We start from the raw sequence: 17,546 nt of genomic DNA, 5'->3' as shown, positions 1-17,546 counted from the left end.
CAGGACATCCAAGCCTCCGAGGAGACCCCGCCATGCCTCTCTCACCCGAACTCCAGCGCCTCGCCGCCGACCTCGACCGCACCTTCGCCGCCGAGGACAGGGAGATCATCAAGGAGGCGAAGCAGGAGCGAGAGATGGATGAGGCGCGGCGAGCGGTCGGCCTCCCGCCCAAGAAGAAGCCCGCCCGCGAGATCAGGACCTACGGCTTCGGTGGTCGGAGGGTCACGCCGAGCCCGAGAACGTCCCAGGAGGCCTGATCCAACTAGCGAACCGCGCGGGGTCGAGTACCTCAGGTGGACAGGCTCGCCGATGCGCCAGCAGGACGCGGCGAATATCCCACAGTCGGGTCTCGCTTATGTGGCCCTTCCAGTAGGCCACGCGGAAGAAGTGCCACGAGGTCGTCGCTTGGATAGTTGGCTGCATCTTCAAGGCCGCAAGCCGAAGAGGGACGCCGCCATCATCGGAGACCACAACGGACTTGATCCTGCGCGACGTCAGGATCGCGAGAGTCTCAGACTCGCCCGCGTGGGTAGCGTCGGGGTTCTTCGACACTTCGCGGAAGAAACTCTGGTTCACCTTGAAGTCAACGAACTCCACGCGCGTCTCCAAGAGGAGTGGTGTTCCAAAGATGTCATGCGCATCCAGCATCTGTGGCAGCCCCTGTTTGGAGGCTTGATCGTGGCATTCGCTAGCGACCGTGCCACACCAGGAGCCGTTTCCGGCCACGAGGCGCTCCAACAGCGCCATCTCGTCCACCAGGGCGAAGTTGATCAGCACGGTGGTGTCCGGGAACACCAGACGCGGAGTGTCGTCGCCTTGCACCTCAGCAGGTTATCCGAGCAGCGACATGAGGTCGGAGTCACTCATGGTGGGGGCGGTGGGCTCGTCAACTTCCAGCGTCTCAGGGTCCACGCCCAACATCCACGCGAGCGTTCCCTTCTGAAGTCGCCCTTGAGCCACACCCTCCAGGTGGGCATCCTTCAGCCAAGCGGGGAACGTCCGGGCGCTGGCCAAAGTCATGCGCTCGGTGATCGGGTCGCCAGGCTCATCCTGCACCCAATGGCGGCGCAGCAAGCCCTGCGTCGTCAGGTCCAACAGCGCTCGCGTGTCGGACTCCACGGGCAGCCGTAGCGTTTCCAACCGAACTTTCAAAGTATGGGTGGAGACACCCCACCGCCATACGTGTGCAGCAAGATCGGCGGCAGACAACTTGGACCAGTCCATCCTCCGCAACTCCTGCTCGGGCAGGAGCAAGTCGGCCGCGAACCTGTTGGCCGCTGCCTCCTCACGGCTCACCCCTCGCCCCTCGGTCGCCATGACGCCCTCATGTCCGAGAACTAGATGGGCCAACTCGTGGGCGAGGTCGAAGTTTTCCTTGAACCAGTTGCCGGTCTCGGGGATGACGATGACATCTCGCGGTCCGATACGCAGCGAGTAGGCCGTGCTGAGTCCGGGGAGCCGAACCGTGTCAATCTCCATCCGAGCAAGACGCTCGATGAAGGTGCGAGCGAACTCCTCCTCCAGCGCTGCTCGCGCGCCCGCCAAGTCAGCAGGGACGTTGCTGGGAACGAGCGGTCGGACGGTCTCAGCCTGACGGTAGGCGAGCAGGACATCGGAGAGAATCAGCTTGTCTCCCTGCTCCCCGTCGATGCTTCGGGTCCAAGTCTCCTTGTCGAAGTTGTGGCGTCCCGAAACCACCAAGCGGTTCGGATCGGGCTCGCCCGTGATCAGCAGGTGGATGTCCTGATTGAGCACCTCGGCAAGTCGTGCCAGTTCCAGCGCCGAGAAGCCACGCTGCCCACGCAGAGCACGTGAGAAGGCGTCCTCGGTCATGCCCACCTGACGCGCGATCTCCTTCTGGGGGGTGCCTTCCGGGAGTGCCCCGAGCACCCGCTCGCCAATGCTGGGGTTCATGTCAGCCATCCTAGGGCACTCTTGGGATTTTCCCAAGAGCCAGGTACGATGTCGTCCAAGAGCACCGAAGCCCCGGGACACTCCGGGACGGAGCGGCTCGGGGCTGGCGTCTAGTCGGGCAACTAGGACACCAACTCTAGCCGCTCCATGCGCAGTGCTCGCAACTGGCTACGCCCGGAAGGGAGTGCGCCATCATGGCACGCACTGTGAGTAGGAGCGCCCGCACTGGGCGATTCGTCAAGACGACCAGCGCTCGAAAGAGCCCCCGCACGACGTCGACTGAGACGGTTGGGCGCGGCACCTCGAACAAGGTGACCGTTCACCGCTCGGTCGTCACCGGGAGGTTCGTCACCAAGGGAACCGCTGACGGGAACCCCGGTGGCACCATCAGTCAGCGGGTCTGATCGTGGGTAGCGTGAAGATCAGCATGACGCCCGGCTGGGAGAAGGAACTGGAGAAGGCCATCCGGCCCGCCGTGAGGGACATCGCCTCTGACTATCAAAAGATGTTCGACTCCCTCTCTCGTCGCTACAAGGGGAGCCCCGCCTCTGAGATCAAGCCCGTGCTGAGGCGTGAGTGGGCTCGGATCGGTGGGTCGATCTCCGACCCTGAGTTGAGCGAATACGCATGCCTCATCAGTGAGGGGACTCGCATCCAGATGCGCGTGAAGTAAACGCTCGGCAGCGGAGGGGCGTGACGACTATGTGTCGTCACGCCCCTTCGCGCTGCGGGCGAGGAGCGGGTCGTGGACAATCTCTCCGCACGCTAGGGACACAGCACCACCGGGCACCGCACATCGTCCCTAGTCAGGGATTGATGGAAGTTCACACGAACGAAACGAGAAGGCCGCTACGACTAGGCGAAACGAAGCCCAGTCGGGCGGCCTTTCTGTTGGTCGTGCAACATACGTGCAACACGGGCCGCCCCTCACCCGAGAGGGAACGACCATGATCACGAACACCCGCCCCGACACCGTCCGCCCGGCCTTCTCCTGCGTCGCCGTCGACGTCGAGGTCGAACCCGCCTGGAACCCCAGCCGGGCGCCCTACATCCTCGTGCAGCGCACCGACGAGCCGACGGGCCGCGCGATCGCCTCGGACCGACTCACGGCGGCCGACGCGCGGCGCCTCGCCGGGCTGTTGCTCGCCGCGGCCGACGACGTCGACGGGGCCGCCCAGGTCGAGGTCGAGCAGGACGCCGCGCCCACCTTCCCGGCCGTCGACGTGACCGGGTGGGACCCCCAAGACGTCGCCGACATGCTCGCCGACGACGAGGCCGAGGTCGAGGCGCGGAAGGCACGCACGGCCGCCCCGGTCGTCGAGGACGCGCCGACGGGCTGCCCGGCCTGGTGCGACACGGACCACGCCCACGAGCTCGACGAGCCCGGGGACCCGGGCGCCCACTGGGCGCGCGTGGCCGGTCTGGTGTACCTCGGGACGGCCCGGCGGCGTCGCGTCGAGGCGGCCGTCGACGTCGAGCACACGCCCGGACGCCGCCCCGTCGTCACCGTGCAACTCATCGTCGGCACCGAAGCCGTGTGGGCGCCGCTCACCCTCACTGAGGCGGCCGAACTCGCCGACGCACTCCGCGACGCCGTCCACACGGCCGAAACCGGGGCGCCCGTCGACAGTAAAGGGCCTCGTCCGGCCCACAATCGGCTCGTGACGCCTGCAGCCCTCGTTCCGGGCATCGGAGGGCACCCGGGCCGCTGAACGTGCCCGTGAACGCCGAAAACGCCCCCACCCGGAAGGGTGGGGGCGTTCCTCGTGGCTGGCGTTGCCTACTTCTCGTCGGTCTCGCGTCGCTCGGCCTCCGCTATGTCGGCGGCGACGTCGGCGCGGACACGTTCAACCATCCACGACGCCAACATCGCGGTGACGGTGCTCAAGATCGTGACGCCGCCCACCATCAGACCGACCGCGACGAACCGGCCCATCGTGGTTACCGGGTAGCGGTCGCCGTACCCGACGGTCGTCATCGTGGTGAACGCCCACCACAGGGCGTCGCCGAACGTGTCGATGTTGCCGCCGGGCGTCTCCCGTTCGGCGTCCAGCACGGCCAGGGCGCCGACGAACCCGAGCAGGGACGCCCCGCCGAGCACGTACGTGAGGATGCGGCCGCGGAAGCGATTCGTCGCGCTCGCGTCGATGAACTTGAGCATTGTCACCAACCGCAACAGGCGGAGCGGCCGCAACAGGGGAAGCGCGATGATCGCCAAGTCGAGCAGGTGCCGCCGAACGTAGGCGCGCCGGTCCTGGGAGAGCACGAGCCGGGCGACGTAGTCGAGAGCGAACGCGCCCCACACGAGCCACGTCAGAACCTCGCAGGTGTCGCGAATCGCCGCCGGGGACTCCGGCCAGATGATCGGGACGGCGTAGGCGGCCAGGAACCCGACCGCCGCGGCGGTCAATAGGGGGTCGGCTCGCCGCTCCCATGCCGTCAATCGATCCCCCGCCACAAACGCGAGGCTATCGCCGCCCGGGTGCGTTGTGTGCTGTCACCCCTGAAGGTCGAAAAGGAGCGTCTTCGGCCGGAGCAAAGACGGACCCGGGTCGGGCGCCGAGTCGCTGTCCTGGCCCCCGGCGGTCGCGACCGCGCGCCACGTCATCGTCGAGCCCAGCGGCCCAAGCTCGGTGAGTGGGAACGCCGCCGAGACGGTCGAGCCCGACGCGGTAACCATGCCGGTTAGGTTCGTGTTCTTGGCGCCGTACGCGATGAAGTGGGCGATCTTCTTCCCGCCGTCGAACTTGACGCCTCGTTGGGCCGACTTACTTCCGTCGACCGCGGCAGTTTGAAGGTAGAACCCGGCCGTCCCAGAAGACGGGACCGGTCCGGCAAGCGTCCAGGTCACGAGGAGGTTCCCGCTGACCTTTACAAGCTTGGCGCCGACCAGATCGACCCCCGCCTCGGCGTCGCCCTTCGGGTCGGTGACCGAGTCGACGCTCGGCGGCTGGGCCGGGGCGGCCGCGGTGGTCGTCGTGGCCGTGGTTGCCGTGGTTGTCGTGGTTGTCGTGGTTGTCGTGGTCGGGCTTGGCGTGGCTGTGGCTGCCGTGGTCGTGGTTGTGGCGGTCGCGGTGGCGCTTGGTGTTGTCGCGACTGGTTGGGCTGTCGGCGCTGAACAACCCGCCAGGACAGCCAGGGCCGAGACAGCGGCAATCCGGTGGAATCTCACGAAACCTCCCCCCTAAATCTTCCCGCGGTGGTGCGGTCACCCTCAGTCTTGCACCTAGTCAGGCGGGAGGATGGGGCAGCCGCGCGCACTCCAAGTGAAGTAGTCACCGGCGACTTCCTCGGCGAGGCGCCGGTCGACGTCGTCGACCCGGTCGAGCTCCCACAGCAGCAGACCGCGACGACGACCCGCCCGAGCGTGAACAGCGTCCAGAGCCTCGGCGCGGTCGTCCTCGCGCCGCGACCAGTCGCCCGCGATGATCGCCCGGAGTTCGGCAACCTCGGCCGCGGAGAACTCACGGGGCCCGGACGTCGTCGGCGTCGCGGCGGTGGTCTCGCGGCGCCTCACCGGTTCACCCCGACGACGGCCGAACCCCAGCGCGCCCGGGCCGCGGCGATCGCCCGATCGGACGCGGACGACGGACGCCCGGCGGCGTGGTCCCGGTCGGCGTCCTCGGCGGTGTCCGGGAGCCCGAGTTGCCGCAACAGCGACCCGAGCAGGGCACGCGACTGCCGCGACTCACGCAGCAGCGGGTTCGCGACGTCCTGGCCGGTCGAGCCCGTGACGAGCAGCGGCCCGGAAGCCACCGCGGCGTCCAGCCGGGCACAGTCGTCGGCCGTCCGGGCAGCCTCCACGAGCAACAGGAGCTCGTCGGCGCGCAGGTCGAACTCGTCGACGACCGCCCGGAACAGGCGACGGCCGTCGGCCCCTAGATTCGCGGGGGTCCTCGGTCTGGTGGTGGTCAAGTCGTGCTCCTGGGGGTCGACTGCGGGCGGGGAAAAACGGGCGGGCATCCGGGCACGCATCCCGGCTCGCCCTATGCCGTACGTGGCAAGGCGGACCGGGGGGACGGGGTGGACCGGTGGGTAGGGGGCGCCGCACAGGGCACCGGCCGCCCGTGGAAAGGAGACGCGGGCGGCCGGTGCGGGGTGCTGTGCGGCGCGGCCTCGTACCGGGGCGACAGGTTCCCGGGTGTCGAGGGCCGCGCGCTCGCACACGACTAGGCGAGCTTTCGGGCGGCGCGCTTGGTGGGCGCGATCGGCTCGGTGTCGGGCTCGGGGTCGTCGAGCGGGGCGGGGTCGGGTGGGGTCGGCTGCCCGTAGATCGCGGCGGCGTTCCCGTAGAGGCTGGCCGCGGCGTCGGCGGCGTGCTGCATGTCGAACAGCGAGGGCGTCGACGGGTAGGCGTGCCTCTTGTTGCGGCTGCTGGACAGGTTGACCGGGTGGCCGTTGGGCAGCAGGTCGGCGAGTTCACCCCAGGCGCGGCCGATGTGGGTAGCGGCGTCGGCGGCGGCGGTGAGGGCTGCGGCGGCGGCCTGGACGGCGGCCTGGTAGCGGGCCAGGGTGGCGAGCTCGTGGGCTGCGGCGGCGGCGAGCACCTGGCGTTCGTTGTCGGCGATCGCGCCGGCGAGGGTGTCGCGGGCCTTGTTCAGGTCAGCGAAGGCGAAGCGGAGGCGTTCCTGTTCGACGAGGGCGTTCCGTTCGGCGTTCGTGTGGTGGGCGGGGCCGGGGTCGGGCTTGCCCTCGCGGAGTGCTTGGCGGAGGGCGGCGAGGTCGCGGTCGTCGGCGCCGGTGATCGCCTCGTGGGCGGCCTGGCGGTCGGCGTCGGCCTCGGCCCACGCCTCGTGGGCGGCCTCGTAGGCGGCGGCTGCGTCGAGGACGGCCGTCGGCATGTCGGGGACGTCGGTGAACGTGTCGGTTGCGACGGGGACGCCGCTGTTCGCCCCGCTCTTGCAGCACGCGCTCACCGGCCCGCTGCGCCCCGGTCAACTCGCCTGATCCGACAGCCGACGCTGACAGGCCGACCGACGCGGTATCGAGCTCCGCGGCTGAGTCACCCAAGGCCGCTGGTATCGGTCGCGCACACGCGCAGCCGGTGCCCGTCGGGGTCGTGGGCGACAAAGGTGTAGCCGAAATCGAGGGTGGTGGGCTCCAGGGCGATGGGGAACCCGAGGGTGGTCCATTCGCGGTAGAGGGCGTCGACGTCGTCGCGGGTGGCGTAGCTCATCGACAACTCCACGCAGCCGGGCGTGCCCGTGGGGGTGGGGTCGATGGCGTCGCGGGTTTGCAGGCCGACGGTGACGTCGCTGGTGAGGGCGAAGACCGCGAAGTCCTGGAAGGTCGCCACAGGATCCTTCCCCAGGGCTCGGCGGTAGAACGCGGTGCTGGGGTCCACGTCGGCGACGTAGAGGATGATGCTGGTGGGCGCGTAGGTGGCCATGGTGAGGAGCCTTTCGGGTCGGCGTCCCAGCAGGGGAGCTGGGCTCGCGGCCGACGCTACGAGCGGTACGTGACACCCTCTGTCATGTACGTGTGGCAGCCTCGGAGCCATGCGAGCCGACCGATTGCTGTCGATGATCTGGCTGCTGCGCACCCACGGCGGGCTCTCCACGACCGATCTGGCGAGCCGCCTGGGGGTCTCGCGACGCACGGTCCTGCGGGACGTCGAAGCCCTGTCGGCGTCCGGCGTCCCCGTCTATTGCGAGCGCGGGCCGCACGGAGGCGTCCGGCTGTTGCCTGGTTATCGCACCGACGTCACGGCCCTGAGCGAGGACGAGAGTCGCGCCCTCTTCGCGGCGATCTCGTCGTGGGGCGCGGACGCCGTCGGGCTGGGGGACGCCTTCACGTCCGGGGTGCGCAAGCTGTTGGCCGCGGTCCCGGACGCCCACCGGCCCGCCAGCGCGGAGGTCGCCTCGCGGGTCGTGATCGATCCGCGCGGCTGGCTGCCCCAGCCGGACGCCGCCGAGCCCGGCGACGCGTTCGCGACCGTGCAGGCCTCCGTGTTCGCGCGCTCACGGCTGCGGATCACCTACCGCTCGCGCCGCACGGCGACCACGCGGGAGCTCACCGTCGATCCCCACGGCCTCGTCAGCGCCGGCCGGGACTGGTACCTCTGCGCCGGCGACGGCACGGGCGTCGACTTCTTCAAGGTCGCGCGCATCAGCGCGGCGATGCTGCTCGCGGACGCCGCCCAAGGGCCCGACGTCAACGTCGCGGCGGCCTGGCAGGACCACCGCGACCGCTTCCTGGGCCGGTTCACCCCCGTCACGGTCACCGGGTGGCTGAGGGACGAACGCCGCACGGACGCCGCCGAGTGGATGATCCGCCTGACGGACGCCGATCCGATCGGCGATCCTCCCGGCGACGGGTGGCGGTCGGTCGCGATGGAGTCCATGGACGACCTCCACGCCCTGTCGGTCCTGCTCCGCCTCGGACGCCACGTGCGCGTCGAAGCGCCCGGCGAGATCAGAGCCCAGCTCCTCGACGACGTCGACCACATCGCCGCCCTCTACCGCGGTGGAGGCGGCGTCCTATCTTGACGAAGGGCGTCCTAGCTTGACGAAGGGCGTCCCGCCGCGGACTCCTGCCGCGCCACCCACTCCCGCACGTGCCGCGTGAACGCTTCGGGCTGGCACAGGCTCGACGGGTCGAACGAGTCGGGGATGATCGCGAACTCGCTGTTCGGCAGCACCGCCTCCAGGCGGCGCATCATTGACTCGGCGAGCGCCGAATAGTCCCCGACCAGGCATAACGTCGGGATCGGGCACCCCCGCAACTCATCCTCCAGCCGCACAGCGTTCACCGCCCGGCGCTGCTTCACGAGGTCGTCGATGCGCGCCGTCCGGAACAGCCGCGCCAGCATCTCGGCGGCCAGCGGCCACCGCCGGCCGTACACCCACCGCATGGACGCCGCCTGCACCCCGCGCGGCAGTGCCCGCAGCGCGAGCGGCTGCAGGCGCGCCGCCCCCATCTGGACGCGCTCGGCCACGGTCCGCGGACGCGTATCGCACAGGCTGTCGCAGATGATCGCCGACGCGACCAGCCCCGGGTGCCGCAGCATGAGCGTCTCGATCACGGGGCCGCCGTACGAGATCCCGACGAGGTGAGCCCGGCCGATCCCGCGCTCGTGCAGCAGGCCGGCCACCTCGTCCGCCTGGACGCGCAGCACGTCCCCCACCGGGACGCCCGCCAGCGACGGCGACCGCCCCGACCCGCGCAGGTCGACCGCGATGCGGCGGTACTCCGTCAGCGCGCCCATTTGGGGCGCGTACATGCTGTGGTCGGCCCCCAGCCCCGGGATGAACACGACGACCGGACCGGCCCCCTCGTCGACAACGAACATCACGACACCTTCACTACGATCGTAGTTACACTACGATCGTAGTGTGCCGACCAGAGAACAACAAGTACGGGACGCCGCCGTGCGCGTCTTCACGGAGAGGGGCGTCCACGGGCTGACGCACCGCGCCGTGGACGCCGCCGCGGGCCTGGCTCAGGGCTCGACGAGCAACCTCTTCCGCACGCGACGGGCCCTGGTGACGGTCGTCGCCGAGGAGGTGGCGCGGCTCCGCCTCCAGGACGGCCCCGAGCCCGGCTCGCCCCTGTCGATCGCCTGGCTCGAACTGCTGCTCATCGGGCGCCGCGATGACGCCATCGCCGCCGCGATCGAGCCGACCCGGACGCGCATGCGCGCCCTGCTCGACGAGGCGCGGCCCTCCGGTCAGCCGCTGACCACCCCCGAGCTCGCCGCGCTGCTCACCGGCCTCGAGTTCGCGCAGACCGTCACCGGCGTCCACCTGGACGCGGTCGCCCTGCTCGAGGGGCTCGCGGTGTCCGGGTGAACCTAGGGTGGACGGGATGCCGCGAGCGAGCACCGCTCGCCGGCGAATCGCGACGAAAGGAACCGCGTGTCCGACTTCACCAGCACCGAGATCCAGCTCGTGGCCCGCCCGACCGGCTGGCCGACCCCGGAGGATTTCCGCAGCGTCCGGGTGGAGCACCCCGATCTCGCGCCCGGGCAGGTGCGTGTGCGCAACGAATTCGTGTCGGTCGACCCGTATATGCGCGGACGCATGAATGACGTCCCGAGCTACACGCCGCCGTTCCAGCTCGGTGAGACGATCACCGGCGGCGCGATCGGGCGGGTGGTGGAGTCGGCGTCCGACGAGCTGCCGGCCGGCACGCTCGTGCTGCACCAGCACGGCTGGACCGACGGCGTCCAGGACGCCGCCGAGACCTTCCGCGCGGTGCCGGAGGCGCCGGGCGTCCAGAGTTCGCTGCGGCTGCACATCCTCGGGATGACCGGCCTCACCGCCTACGTGGGCCTGACGCGCATCGCCCAGCTCAAGGAGGGCGACACCGTGTTCATCTCGGGCGCCGCCGGCGCGGTCGGCACCGCGGCCGGCCAGATCGCCCGGCTGCTCGGGGCACAGCGCGTGATCGGCTCCGCCGGCTCGGACGCCAAGGTCGCCTTGCTGACCGGCAAGTACGGCTACGACGCGGCGTTCAATTATCACGACGGACCGGTCCGCGAGCAGCTCGCCCAGGCCGCGCCCGACGGGATCGACGTCTACTTCGACAACGTCGGCGGCGACCACCTTGAGGCGGCGCTCGACCTGCTCAACCGCGACGGACGCGCGGCCCTGTGCGGCGCGATCTCCGGCTACAACAGCGCCGAGAAGGCCGCGGGTCCCGACAACATGGCGAAGATCATCATGAATGGACTGATGCTGCGCGGCTTCACGGTCGGCTTCCACCTGGACCTCGCCGACGAGTTCCGCGAGAAGCTGACCGCCTGGTTCGCCGACGGACGCATCGCCTATGACGAGACCATCGTCGACGGCATCGAGCACACCGTCGACGCGTTCCTCGCCATGATGCGCGGCGAGAACACCGGCAAGATGCTCGTCCGCATCTGAGCTGCTTCTGCCGCTCCGAGCCGCTCGCGGGAAGCGGCCGGTCCGTTCGCTGTGGTTTGCTCACGAGGTGTGGGCAAACCACAGCGATCGGCGTCCCGGATTGCCGGAGGGGACGCGCGGGGCGTACTTGCCCGACGCGTCCGGCCGCTGCAGGCTGGACGCATGGCTGAGGCGTCCCGCGAGCACGATCGCTGTGTGGCGCGCGTGCCGATCTTCGCCGGGCTGTCCGAGGGCGACCAGGACCTCGTTACCGGGCTCGCCCGCCCCCTGCTGCTGCGGGCCGGCGAGGAGGCGTACGCCGGGTCCGGCGACGGGCCGCGGCTGCTCGTCGTGCACGCCGGACGCCTCACCGTCTACCGTCCCGCCGCCGACGGCGGCGAGCGGCTGCTCCGCGTGCTCGGTCCGGGCGATTTCACGGGGGAAGAGGCGGTTCTCACCGGGCGGCCGTCGCGCGACGGAGTTCGCGCGGTCGAGGACACGCGGCTGTGCTCGTTCAGCCACCGCGAGCTCACGGCCCTGCTCGGCCGGCACTCGCGGGTGGCGGTGCAGTTGCTGGCGTCCGTGGCCGCGCGGCTCGGCGAGGCCGAGGACCGGCTGGACGCCCTCACCTCCCGCGACGTCGTGGCGCGCCTCGCCGGCTACCTGCTCGGGCTTCCGGTGACGCACGCCAGCGATGGTCCGTGGGTGGCGCTGCCCATCCCGAAGAAGGACGTCGCGTCCCTGCTCGACACCACCCCCGAATCGCTCAGCCGGGCGCTGGGCCGGCTGGCGTCCCGCGGGACGATCGTCATCGACGGCTCCCGCGTCGCGCTCGCCGACCCGGACGCCCTCCTGGCACTCGCCGGCGAATAGCCGGCCCGACGAGGACGCCCTCCAGCTCGTCCAGCGGGACGAACGGACGCTCCCACACGCGGGAATCCGAGGACGCCGCGCGGTTGTCGCCGAGCACCCACACGTGCCCGGCGGGCACGGTCCACGTCGCGCGGTAGGACGCCTCCGGTGCGGTCCCCGGGTCGCGCGCGACGCCGTTCACCGAGACCCGGCCGGCGGCCATCTCGACGGTGTCGCCGGCGACGGCCGCGACGCGTTTCACGTAGCGGCGTGGGCGTCCGGTGGGGTCGGGATGCGTCAGGACGACCACCCGACCGCCCCGGACGCCCCAGCCCGCGGGCCGGGTGACTACCAGGTCACCGGGCCGCAGGGTGGGGCGCATCGAGTTCCCGGAGACGCGCGCCAGCGGCGTCCAGCGCATCAGTGGGCGTGCGCGTGGTGGGCGTGCGCCTCGAGGAGGTGCGCCCCGTGCGCGTGCTCTGCGTGCGGATCGTGCGCGTCCGCCGGGGCGTGGCCACCGCAGGCGTGGCCGTGGTCGTGATCCTCGCCCTCGGCGTACTTGAAGAAGTGGACATACGCCTCCAGGTACTCGCGCCCGGCGGCGAGGTCGTCCACGTCGAAGTCGCGCAGGGCGAGCGCCTCGCCGAACCGGCGGTGCAGTTCGGGCCAGCGGTCGTCGGCGACGAGCGGGCGGAGCTCGGAGTCGTCGCCGGTCTCGAGGGCTCGGTCGGCGGCGAGCACGACGGGCTCGACCTCGGTTCCCGACGGCTGAATGCCGGTGAAGCCGACGCCCTCGCCCGCGCGGTGAATGCGGACGAGCGTCTCGAGGAAGAGCCGGTCGGCCACCTCGGCGGCGTCCGGGCCGAGCTCGCGGACGGTTCGTGCCTGCGCGAAGACCCGGCGCAATTCGCTCTCGCCGTCGGCTGGGATCCACTTGAGCGCGTAGTTCAGGTTGCCGGATGCGAGCGCGCGGCGTCCATCGGTGACGGCCGGGCCGTCGGCGGTGTCGCAGTGGGCCTCGGCGACGGGGACGAGGGTGGCGAACAGGGAGCGGGCGAAGTCGATGACGGACATGTGATGTGCCTCCTTGGGCGTTCGGTGTTGTCATCGACGGTACGAAAGCGGGCGTCCGGACGCCTTGACGCAGGTCAAGGGGGGCGAGGGCGTCCGGGGCGTGTGACGTTTTCCACCGCCCAGTGTGGAGAACGCAGCATAGAAACGCACACGGGGCGGAGGGCGTCCCCAAAGTTGGGGACACGTGATGCAAAAAGGTGTGTCGACGTTGCTTGGCGGGATCGACGGTGGTTGGGGGCCTCACTATTCTGGGCCCATGTGGTCCAAGCGCGAGGTGGTCGATTACGCCCTGCAGAGACGCCGCACGGTGCGGTCGCTGCAGGGGCGCACGCGATCGATCGCACGCGTTGAGGCCTGTGATGCCGATCCGATGCTGATCCGGGCCGCCCTCAACCACGGGGAATCGCACCCCGTGCCCTGCCCGGTGTGCGAGAGTCGGCGGATGGTCGTGCTGCATTACGTGTTCGGCGAGCAGCTCGGCCAGTATTCGGGGCGCATCAAGTCCACCGACGAACTCACCGACATGCAGAACGAATACGGCGAGTTCAAGGTGTACGGCGTCGAGGTGTGCGTCGAGTGCGGCTGGAACCACATGATTCACTCGTATCTCTTAGGGGACGGGGTGCCGCGTAAGCCGCCGCGTCGCAGAAAGACCGTTGAGGATATCTATGGCTGATTCAGGGGCACCCACTCGACGCCCGTCGTGGCTGCGCAGGCTGTTTACGTTTTCCAGGTCCCCGAAGGGCGTTCTCAAGGCGATCGGCGTCGGATTGGTGACGCTGTTCCTGGCGCTTCTGCTGATTTTCGGCGTCTTCTACGCTGCGACGCCCATCCCCGACCCGAACAGCGAGTTCAAGACCGAGAATACGACGCTGTTCTACCGCGACGGCAAGGAGGTTCTCGGCACGCTGTCCGTGCAGAACCGTCAGTCGATTCCGTACGCGCAGATGCCGCAGAACGTCAAGGACGCCATGGTCGCGGCCGAGAACATGACGTTCTGGCGCGACCCGGGCATCGATATCGGCGGCATGATGCGCGCGGTAACGTCGCTGGTCGGGCCCGGTGAGACGGTCGGCGGCTCGACGATCACGCAGCAGTACGTGAAGGTGCTCTACCTCTCGCAGGAGAAGACGATCACGCGCAAGGCCAAAGAGCTGTTGCTCGCGCTCAAGGTCGGCAACGACCTCTCCAAGGAGCAGATCCTCGAGGGCTACCTCAATACCGTGTATTTCGGGCGCGGCGCCTACGGCATTCAGGCCGCCGCCCAGACTTATTTCGGCATCGACGCCGCCAAGCTCAACGAGCAGCAGGCGATCGCGTTGGCGTCCATCGTGAACGCGCCCAACTTGCTCGACCCGACCGTGAGCGCCAAACAGTCCCAGGACCTCCTCGAGCGCTACCAGATGACGATCAATCACCTCGTCGAGATGGGCAAACTGACCGAGGCCGACAAGGCCAAGATCTACGGGGCCCTCCCGCCGTTCCCGAAGGTGGAGAAGGACGCGCGGTTCGGCGGTCCGAAGGGCTTCCTGATGACGATGGCTCAGGCGGAGCTGCGCGACCAGGGGTTCACCGACGCCGAGATCTCGGGCGGCGGCCTGAAGGTCACGACGACGTTCGACAGCTCGATGCAGGCGGCCGCGGTGGACGCCGCACAGTCGATGGCGAAGAGCGCGGCGTCCGAGCGGGGGAAGAAGGCGTCCGACCTGCACCCGGGCATCGCGTCGGTCGAGACCGCGACCGGCGGCATTCTGGCGCTCTACGGGGGGCCGGACTTCGTGGCGTCGAACAAGAACTGGGCGACGACGCCGCGTCCGACCGGCTCGACGTTCAAGCCGTACGCGCTCATCGCGGCCCTGCGGCACGGCTTCTCGCTGTCTGACACGTTCAACGGCACGAGCTTCACGCCCCGCGGGGCGAACAAGCCGATCCGCAACGCGGGCGGCGAGTCGTTCGGCCCGATCACGATGCAGGACGCCACGACCCACTCCGTGAACTCGGCGTTCGTCGACATCGTCAGCCAGATCCCCGACGGCCCCAACCAGGTCATCAAGGCCGCGGGCGACGCCGGCGTTCCGGTGAACGACTCGATGCAGCCGGTGCTGAGCATCCCGCTCGGGTTCGGCGAGGTGTCCCCGGTGTACCAGGCGCTGGCCTACTCGACGTTCGCCAACGAGGGTGTCCGGCGGGAGGCCCACGTCATCGCGGAGGTGCGCGACCAGGCCGGCAACGTCGTCTACAAGCCGACCATTCAGGGCACGCAGGCCATCGAGAAGGATGTGGCGATCAACGCGGCGTACGCGATGACGAAGGTGACCCAGTCCGGTACCGGCCAGCGCGTCGCCGCCCTCGGCCGCCAGGTCGCCGGCAAGACCGGCACGCGGTACGACAGCGACAAGAACGCGACCGTGGCGTCCTGGTTCGTCGGCTCGACCAAGCAGATCTCGACGGCGGTCATGTTCGTGGCCGGCGACGACGGCAACGGCAACCTCGACTCGTTCAGCTCCGGCTTCTACGGGTCGGGCTACCCGGCGCGGACGTGGCTCGCCTACATGCGTCAGGCGATGAAGGGGCTGCCCGACGAGAGCTTCTCGGGGCCGGTGCGGATGTCGTCCAACGCCCAGCCGACGAGGCAGTACGTCCCGGTGACGCGGACGCCGACCTCCACCTCCACCCGGACCGCCCGGCAGACGGCGTCCGCATCCGCCGCCCCGACGTCGGCGTCCGCTCAGCCGAGTGCGAGCCCCACCCGCGCCACGACGTCGGCTCAGCCGACCCAGGCGCGGCCGACGCAGACGCGTACGACGGGGGCGTCCCGGCCGACGCAGACGTCCGGGGGGAGCCAGCCCAGCGGCGGAGGGGCGGACGAGCCGGGGGCGTCGTCCACGCCGTAGGCGAGCGGGTACTGTCGCGGGGTGACCACTCGAGCCTCCCGCGGCGCTGACGCGCGCTTGGTCGTCCAGGCGTGGCTCGGCACCCGGCTTCTGATCGCCCTCGTCGCCCTCGCGATCGCGAGGGCCACGGGGTCGTCCGTCCTCGCGATGGCCGGCAATTGGGATGTCGCCCATTTCGCGGCCATCGCCGAGAACGGCTATGCGATCAGGACCGACATCGCCTTCTTTCCCGGCCTGCCCCTGTTGATGCGGGCGGGCATGCTGGTGGGTTTGTCGCCGCAGCTGTCCGGGATCGTGATCGCCCTGGTGTGCTCGGCCCTCGCGACGTGGGCGCTGTACCGGCTCGGAGGGCCGTTCGCGGCGATCGCGTGGCTGCTGGCCCCGACGTCCGTGTTCACGGCGGTGGGCTACACGGAGAGCCCGTTCTGCGCCGCCGCCTTCTGGGCGTGGGAGCGCGCCACCAAGAAGCAGTGGGGCGCGGCGGCCCTCTTCGCGGGCCTGGCGTGCACGCTGCGGGTGTCGGGGCTGTTCCTGATCGGCGCGTTGGCGATCCTCGCGCTTACGCAGAACGGACGCCTCCGCGAACGTCTGCGGCGCCTCGCCTGGCTGCTCGTGCCGGCCCTCGTACTGTTCGCGTACGCGCTGTACCTGTTCCGGATGACCGGCAGCTGGACCGCCTGGTTCTCCGCCCAAGCTGCCGGTTGGGAGCGGCAGTTCACGTGGCCGTGGCAGGCCGCGATCAACTCCTGGAACTCCCTGCAGCCCGGCATGTACCCCGAGCACCCAGAGTGGGTCTGGGTGTTCCGCGGTGAGATGATCTCGATGATCGTCGGCGCCGTGGTGACGCTCGTCGCGCTCGCGCGACGCCGAATCGCGGACGCCGCCTGGGTCGCCGTGCAGGTGCTGGCGTTCTCGCTGTCGTACTGGTTCCAGTCGGTGAACCGCGCGGTGCTGTTGTGGTTCCCGTTGTGGGAGCAGATCGGCGACGTGGTCGAATCCCACCGGACCGGTCCCTGGCGCGTGCTCTGGGCGATCGTCGTCGTGGGAGCGCTCGCCCTGCAGGTGACGTGGTCGTGGCTCTTCTTCACCGGACGGTGGGCAAGCTAGGGCAGATCCTGGTGGCGCTGCGCAGACCGAACGCGCACCTCGCAGACGGAACGCGCACCTCGCAGACGGAACGCTCACCTCGCAGACCTGAACCTCACCTCGCAGACGAAAACCGACCTTGCGCGTGCCGTGGCACGCGCAAGGTCGGGAAACGTCGTCGAGGTGGGATGACCGTCTGCGAAGTGGCCTCGACCGGCGTCCTCGCCTCGTCATTATCGAACGTTCTATTCGAATATCTGTACTTGTCGGGGTGGGGTTGTTGGCGCGGAAAAGTGTCAGAGGCGGCGTTTAGCGTCTGGGGTATGGAAGCACTGGGGCCCTTCGATACCGGCGGATTGGTCGCCGTGATGGATGCTGCGCTGGACGACCTGACCGTCGATAGGGTCGACCTGTCGTCCGATGTGGAGCGGTTGGCGGCTTTTCGGGATGCGGTGCGGGTGGCCGGCCGTCTGCAGGCGTGGATTGTCGGGCAGGCGCACCTGTTGGATGACGGTCAGGTGGCGTGGCGGGCCTATGGCACGTCGGCGGCTACCTGGATGACGGATGCGTTGCGGATCAGCCCGCGGGAGGCCCATCGCATGATCGCTGCTGGACGCCGGCTGGTCCAGTTCCCGCTCGTCGGCGACGCCGTCGCCGCCGGTGGCGTGCTGCCTGCCCAGGCGGACGCGATCACCAGCGTGTTGGCCGACCTTCCGGCCGATCTGCCTGCCGAGGCCGTGCGGGCGGGGGAGGGGACCATGATCGGGTTGGCCGGCAGCCATCATGGTGTCGAGTTGCGGAGATTGTCGGGGCATCTGCTGGAGGTGCTGGCCCCCGACGTGGCTGAGGGGCATGAGGCTGCCCGGCTGGAGCGGGAGTT

The 17,546-nt window shown here is 69.7% G+C and carries 22 protein-coding genes; 11 read left to right on the top strand and 11 right to left on the bottom strand.

Going from position 1 to position 17,546, the window contains the following annotated elements:
- Positions 1–32 precede the first annotated feature (32 nt).
- The gene (locus WMJ97_RS09845) at positions 33–257 is read left to right on the top strand and encodes a hypothetical protein (protein ID WP_347348815.1); all 225 of its coding nucleotides are present in this window, start codon (positions 33–35) and stop codon (positions 255–257) included.
- On the opposite strand, the gene WMJ97_RS09840 is transcribed toward WMJ97_RS09845, so the two are convergent.
- Both WMJ97_RS09840 and WMJ97_RS09835 read right to left on the bottom strand, forming a co-directional pair.
- The gene (locus WMJ97_RS09840; RefSeq protein WP_347348814.1) at positions 223–822 is read right to left on the bottom strand and encodes a hypothetical protein; all 600 of its coding nucleotides are present in this window, start codon (positions 820–822) and stop codon (positions 223–225) included. The two genes, WMJ97_RS09845 and WMJ97_RS09840, sit on opposite strands and share 35 nt — an antisense overlap.
- A gap of 9 nt (positions 823–831) precedes the next feature.
- Positions 832–1,914 carry an ImmA/IrrE family metallo-endopeptidase gene (locus WMJ97_RS09835; protein WP_347348813.1) on the bottom strand — a complete coding sequence of 361 codons (1,083 nt, stop codon included), beginning with the start codon at positions 1,912–1,914 and terminating at the stop codon, positions 832–834.
- Between the two features lie 415 nt (positions 1,915–2,329).
- Between WMJ97_RS09835 and WMJ97_RS09830 the strand changes: the two genes are divergently transcribed.
- Positions 2,330–2,587: a hypothetical protein gene (locus WMJ97_RS09830; protein WP_347348812.1), complete on the top strand. Its 258-nt coding sequence runs from the start codon at positions 2,330–2,332 to the stop codon at positions 2,585–2,587.
- 274 nt (positions 2,588–2,861) lie between these two features.
- Positions 2,862–3,626, top strand: coding sequence for a hypothetical protein (locus WMJ97_RS09825; RefSeq protein ID WP_347348811.1), 765 nt, complete (start codon positions 2,862–2,864; stop codon positions 3,624–3,626).
- A gap of 68 nt (positions 3,627–3,694) precedes the next feature.
- Here WMJ97_RS09825 and WMJ97_RS09820 read toward each other — a convergent pair whose 3' ends face one another.
- From WMJ97_RS09820 to WMJ97_RS09795, 6 genes are all read right to left on the bottom strand, one after another.
- A complete protein-coding gene (locus WMJ97_RS09820; RefSeq protein WP_347348809.1) occupies positions 3,695–4,372 on the bottom strand; it encodes a potassium channel family protein in 678 nt (225 codons plus the stop codon).
- A 39-nt stretch (positions 4,373–4,411) separates the two neighbouring features.
- Positions 4,412–5,086, bottom strand: a complete 675-nt coding sequence (locus WMJ97_RS09815) for a hypothetical protein (RefSeq protein ID WP_347348808.1) — start codon at positions 5,084–5,086, stop codon at positions 4,412–4,414.
- A 54-nt stretch (positions 5,087–5,140) separates the two neighbouring features.
- Complete coding sequence (locus tag WMJ97_RS09810) at positions 5,141–5,431, bottom strand: hypothetical protein (RefSeq protein ID WP_347348807.1); 291 nt, start codon at positions 5,429–5,431, stop codon at positions 5,141–5,143.
- Positions 5,428–5,829 (bottom strand): hypothetical protein, encoded by a 402-nt coding sequence (locus WMJ97_RS09805; RefSeq protein ID WP_347348806.1) that lies wholly within the window; start codon positions 5,827–5,829, stop codon positions 5,428–5,430. The genes WMJ97_RS09810 and WMJ97_RS09805 overlap by 4 nt, the downstream gene beginning before the upstream one ends.
- Before the next feature lie 254 nt (positions 5,830–6,083).
- On the bottom strand, positions 6,084–6,830 hold the full coding sequence (locus WMJ97_RS09800; RefSeq protein ID WP_347348805.1) for a hypothetical protein: 747 nt from the start codon (positions 6,828–6,830) through the stop codon (positions 6,084–6,086).
- 86 nt (positions 6,831–6,916) lie between these two features.
- A complete protein-coding gene (locus WMJ97_RS09795; RefSeq protein WP_347348804.1) occupies positions 6,917–7,303 on the bottom strand; it encodes a VOC family protein in 387 nt (128 codons plus the stop codon).
- A 109-nt stretch (positions 7,304–7,412) separates the two neighbouring features.
- On the opposite strand from WMJ97_RS09795, the gene WMJ97_RS09790 reads away from it, so the two are divergent.
- Positions 7,413–8,402 (top strand): WYL domain-containing protein, encoded by a 990-nt coding sequence (locus WMJ97_RS09790; RefSeq protein WP_347348803.1) that lies wholly within the window; start codon positions 7,413–7,415, stop codon positions 8,400–8,402.
- An 11-nt stretch (positions 8,403–8,413) separates the two neighbouring features.
- Here WMJ97_RS09790 and WMJ97_RS09785 read toward each other — a convergent pair whose 3' ends face one another.
- Positions 8,414–9,205, bottom strand: a complete 792-nt coding sequence (locus WMJ97_RS09785) for an alpha/beta hydrolase (RefSeq protein WP_347348802.1) — start codon at positions 9,203–9,205, stop codon at positions 8,414–8,416.
- A 43-nt stretch (positions 9,206–9,248) separates the two neighbouring features.
- On the opposite strand from WMJ97_RS09785, the gene WMJ97_RS09780 reads away from it, so the two are divergent.
- The 3 genes from WMJ97_RS09780 (at position 9,249) to WMJ97_RS09770 (ending at position 11,633) form a co-directional block, all read left to right on the top strand.
- On the top strand, positions 9,249–9,704 hold the full coding sequence (locus tag WMJ97_RS09780) for a TetR family transcriptional regulator (protein ID WP_347348801.1): 456 nt from the start codon (positions 9,249–9,251) through the stop codon (positions 9,702–9,704).
- Between the two features lie 66 nt (positions 9,705–9,770).
- The gene (locus tag WMJ97_RS09775) at positions 9,771–10,781 is read left to right on the top strand and encodes an NADP-dependent oxidoreductase (protein ID WP_347348800.1); all 1,011 of its coding nucleotides are present in this window, start codon (positions 9,771–9,773) and stop codon (positions 10,779–10,781) included.
- A gap of 162 nt (positions 10,782–10,943) precedes the next feature.
- Positions 10,944–11,633: a Crp/Fnr family transcriptional regulator gene (locus WMJ97_RS09770; RefSeq protein WP_347348799.1), complete on the top strand. Its 690-nt coding sequence runs from the start codon at positions 10,944–10,946 to the stop codon at positions 11,631–11,633.
- Here the strand turns inward: WMJ97_RS09770 and lepB are convergent.
- Positions 11,569–12,033, bottom strand: a complete 465-nt coding sequence (lepB, locus tag WMJ97_RS09765; protein ID WP_347348798.1) for a signal peptidase I — start codon at positions 12,031–12,033, stop codon at positions 11,569–11,571. The genes WMJ97_RS09770 and lepB overlap by 65 nt on opposite strands.
- On the bottom strand, positions 12,033–12,686 hold the full coding sequence (locus WMJ97_RS09760; protein ID WP_347348797.1) for a DUF6448 family protein: 654 nt from the start codon (positions 12,684–12,686) through the stop codon (positions 12,033–12,035). The genes lepB and WMJ97_RS09760 overlap by 1 nt, the downstream gene beginning before the upstream one ends.
- A gap of 256 nt (positions 12,687–12,942) precedes the next feature.
- On the opposite strand from WMJ97_RS09760, the gene WMJ97_RS09755 reads away from it, so the two are divergent.
- From WMJ97_RS09755 to WMJ97_RS09740, 4 genes are all read left to right on the top strand, one after another.
- Positions 12,943–13,362 (top strand): DUF5318 family protein, encoded by a 420-nt coding sequence (locus WMJ97_RS09755; RefSeq protein WP_347348796.1) that lies wholly within the window; start codon positions 12,943–12,945, stop codon positions 13,360–13,362.
- 97 nt (positions 13,363–13,459) lie between these two features.
- Positions 13,460–15,580 carry a transglycosylase domain-containing protein gene (locus WMJ97_RS09750; protein WP_347348795.1) on the top strand — a complete coding sequence of 707 codons (2,121 nt, stop codon included), beginning with the start codon at positions 13,460–13,462 and terminating at the stop codon, positions 15,578–15,580.
- Between the two features lie 21 nt (positions 15,581–15,601).
- Complete coding sequence (locus WMJ97_RS09745; protein WP_347348794.1) at positions 15,602–16,687, top strand: mannosyltransferase family protein; 1,086 nt, start codon at positions 15,602–15,604, stop codon at positions 16,685–16,687.
- Between the two features lie 302 nt (positions 16,688–16,989).
- Positions 16,990–17,546 (top strand): DUF222 domain-containing protein (locus tag WMJ97_RS09740; RefSeq protein WP_347348793.1); only part of this gene is annotated, 557 nt, incomplete at its 3' end.

The organism is Nigerium sp., assembly GCF_039811905.1.
Classification (GTDB): domain Bacteria; phylum Actinomycetota; class Actinomycetes; order Propionibacteriales; family Propionibacteriaceae; genus Propioniciclava.
This window is presented reverse-complemented; position numbering and strand designations above follow the sequence as displayed.

Bases quoted from the DNA above. Each gene is read 5' to 3' on its own strand.
- WMJ97_RS09845 (WP_347348815.1), top strand. From the start codon at position 33: ATGCCTCTCTCACCCGAACTCCAGCGCCTCGCCGCCGACCTCGACCGC.
- WMJ97_RS09835 (WP_347348813.1), bottom strand. From the start codon at position 1,914: ATGAACCCCAGCATTGGCGAGCGGGTGCTCGGGGCACTCCCGGAAGGC.
- WMJ97_RS09825 (WP_347348811.1), top strand. From the start codon at position 2,862: ATGATCACGAACACCCGCCCCGACACCGTCCGCCCGGCCTTCTCCTGC.
- WMJ97_RS09795 (WP_347348804.1), bottom strand. From the start codon at position 7,303: ATGGCCACCTACGCGCCCACCAGCATCATCCTCTACGTCGCCGACGTG.
- WMJ97_RS09790 (WP_347348803.1), top strand. From the start codon at position 7,413: ATGCGAGCCGACCGATTGCTGTCGATGATCTGGCTGCTGCGCACCCAC.
- WMJ97_RS09785 (WP_347348802.1), bottom strand. From the start codon at position 9,205: ATGTTCGTTGTCGACGAGGGGGCCGGTCCGGTCGTCGTGTTCATCCCG.
- WMJ97_RS09770 (WP_347348799.1), top strand. From the start codon at position 10,944: ATGGCTGAGGCGTCCCGCGAGCACGATCGCTGTGTGGCGCGCGTGCCG.
- lepB (WP_347348798.1), bottom strand. From the start codon at position 12,033: ATGCGCTGGACGCCGCTGGCGCGCGTCTCCGGGAACTCGATGCGCCCC.
- WMJ97_RS09760 (WP_347348797.1), bottom strand. From the start codon at position 12,686: ATGTCCGTCATCGACTTCGCCCGCTCCCTGTTCGCCACCCTCGTCCCC.
- WMJ97_RS09755 (WP_347348796.1), top strand. From the start codon at position 12,943: ATGTGGTCCAAGCGCGAGGTGGTCGATTACGCCCTGCAGAGACGCCGC.